Source organism: Phytoactinopolyspora endophytica (assembly GCF_004138495.1).
In the GTDB taxonomy this organism is placed as follows: Bacteria; Actinomycetota; Actinomycetes; order Jiangellales; family Jiangellaceae; genus Phytoactinopolyspora; species Phytoactinopolyspora endophytica.
In genome coordinates, this window is sequence record NZ_ML142857.1 from 15,433 (window position 1) to 18,107 (window position 2,675).

Annotated in this window: 2 protein-coding genes and 1 pseudogene; all 3 read left to right on the plus strand. The window is 65.9% G+C overall.

Features of this window, described 5'->3' with window-relative positions:
• The first annotated feature begins 288 nt into the window (after window positions 1–288).
• Window positions 289–1,269 (plus strand): carbohydrate ABC transporter permease, encoded by a 981-nt coding sequence (locus ELR45_RS17970; protein ID WP_420813908.1) that lies wholly within the window; start codon window positions 289–291, stop codon window positions 1,267–1,269.
• The gene (locus ELR45_RS17975) at window positions 1,266–2,069 is read left to right on the plus strand and encodes a carbohydrate ABC transporter permease (RefSeq protein WP_129667626.1); all 804 of its coding nucleotides are present in this window, start codon (window positions 1,266–1,268) and stop codon (window positions 2,067–2,069) included. The genes ELR45_RS17970 and ELR45_RS17975 overlap by 4 nt, the downstream gene beginning before the upstream one ends.
• Window positions 2,070–2,428: 359 nt before the next feature.
• Window positions 2,429–2,675, plus strand: a pseudogene (locus ELR45_RS35420) (sugar-binding protein); the annotation flags it as partial.

The following is a 2,675-nucleotide window of genomic DNA, read 5'->3' on the forward strand; positions in this document are numbered from 1 at the left end:
TCGACTACGCGACCGAGACGTTCTACGACACCATCACCGCCGCCATCCAGGACCTCCTGGCCGAGCAGCGCAGTCCCGAAGAGTTCCTCGGCGTCCTCGAGGACGAGTACGTGGCTCAGACCGAAGGCTAGCAACCCGCTGCACTCATGATCATCAACCGTTGGCCGACCATGCCCGGGCCAACGGTTGATGATCATCGCCGAGAAGGAGAGAGTGACGTTGCCGCAGGAGACACATAGCGGCCGCACCGGCACCAGCGACGAGGGTGGCGGCGGTTCGTCCACCGGAATCCGTCGTCGCCGGGGAACTGGAGCCGGCAGTCCGGAACGGACGAGGCGGCGCCGGTCCGGTCCGCCTGGTGAGCCGCGCAACCTCGCCTACCTGTACATCCTGCCGGCGGTCGCGGTCTTCGCCGTATTCATCGGTCTGCCGCTGATCCGCACCGCGACGTTCTCCCTCTACGAATGGGACGGCCTCGGCAGCAGCACCTGGGTGGGCCTGGCCAACTTCCAGGACGTCTTCACCGATCCGCAACTGCGCGGAGCGCTCACCCACGCGCTCGTGCTGATCGGCTTCTACGCCGTCGTCCCGGTCACGCTGGGCCTGCTCCTCGCGGCCACGATGATGCGCGCCCGGCAGATGCCCGGGCTGGCGCTGTTCCGGGTCCTGATCTTCCTGCCCCAGGTGGTGCCGATGGTCGTCGTCGGTATCGCCTGGCGGCAGATCTACCAGCCCGAGGGCCCGCTCAACGACCTCCTGCGGGCGGTCGGTTTGGAAAGCGTCGCTCGCCCGTGGCTCGGCGACTACACCTGGGCGTTGCCGTCCGTCGGGCTGGTCGGCACCTGGGTCGGGACCGGCCTGTGTTTCGTGCTGTTCCTGGCCGGGATGGCAAAGATTCCGCGCGAGCTGTACGAGGCGGCGAAGCTGGACGGCGCCGGAGCATTCCGCGAGTTCTTCTCGATCACGTTCCCCGCGGTCCGCGGCGAGCTCGCCGTCGCGCTGACCCTGACGGTCATAGCCGCGCTGAAGACGTTCGACCTGGTCTACGTGATGACCAGCGGCGGCCCCGGCAAGGAGACCACCGTGCCGTCCTTCGAGGTCTATCAGCGGGCGTTCGAATTCGGCCAGGTGGGCTCGGCAGCAGCCTTGGCGCTCGTGCTCACCGCCATGATCTTCATCGTCACCCTGCTCGTCAACCGGATCGGGGGCCGCGACGACGCTGCCCCAGGCCCGGCCAGGCGGGCGGCCCGGAAGCAGGAGGGCCGATGATCTCCAGGTCCGAGCGTGTCTTCAACTACGCGATTCTGATCGCGTTCGCGACCATCGCGCTCTACCCGGTGCTGCTGATCGTCTCCACGGCGTTGTCCCCCGACCAGATCGGTGACAGCGGCGGCCTGCACTTCGGCAACTTCGCCGACGCGTGGGACCAAGGGCGCTTCGGCTCATACATGGGCACCAGCGTGACCGTCGCGGTGCTCGTCGTCGGGATGGCCAGCATCTTCTCGGTGATGGCCGGATACGCCTTCGGCACCATGCGCTTCCGCGGCTCCGAGGTGATCTTCTACGTCATCCTCCTCGGCATCATGGTGCCGGCCGAGGCGCTCGTCGTCGCGCTCTATTTCGACCTGCGCTCCGTCGGGCTGACCAACACGCTCGTCGCCATCGTGATGCCACAGGTCGCACAGTCCGTGGCGTTCGGCACCTTCTGGATGCGGGCGTACTTCCGGTCCAGCTCGCGCGAGGTCGTCGAGGCGGCGCGGTTGGACGGCGCCGGGCACTGGCGCACGCTCTGGCGGGTTCTGGTGCCGATGGGCCGCCCGGCGATCACCACCATGCTCGTCCTCATGTTCATGTGGACCTGGAACGAGTTCCTCATCCCGTTGGTGATGGCTACCAGCGAGAACCTGCGCACCGCCCCGCTGGGGCTGGCGTTCTTCCAGGGTCAGTACACCGCCGGTACCGCGCTGCTGGCCGCCGGAGCCACCCTGGTGGCGCTGCCCGTGATCATCGTCTACCTCTTCCTGCAACGCCACTTCATCCGTGGCATGGTCGAGGGAGCCGTCAAATGATCATGTTTGTTGGGTTTTCTCTTGCATCACCATGTCTGCAGACCTGTTACGGCACGAGAAGACCTGCCAAACATGATCATTTAGGAGTGGCGGCGCGGGGGCCGCCCGGCGGGAAGGTCGGCCATGGCGCATTCCCCGGTACACGGCTCCTGAGGGCTCGATGGATGAACATCAGTGACTGATCTTGATCATGTTCCCATTGAGGCCCCTATAAGGGCCCAAACAGGAACATGATCTTCTGATTCCTGTCGACTTCGTAGGCACACTCATGGCCGACGTGGATCCCCCGTCCACGACCCCGTCCAGAACGAGATCGAGTCAGGCCCGCCTCCCATCCTTTGAGAAAGGACGGATCTCCCATGCGATTATCGAATCGCCGTCTGGCAGCGATACCGGCCGCAATGCTGCTGGTCTCGCCCTTGGCCGCCGCATCTGCAGCCGGCGCCGCCCCAGCCGCCGAAACTCCGGCCGCCGGACGCTCCAACGACACCGCGGATCTCGACGTGCTCTACGTCGGTGCCCACCCCGACGACGAGGCATGGCTCCTCTCCACGTTCGGTCAGTGGAAGGAGTTCGACGACCTCAAGTCCGGGGTGATCACGGTCA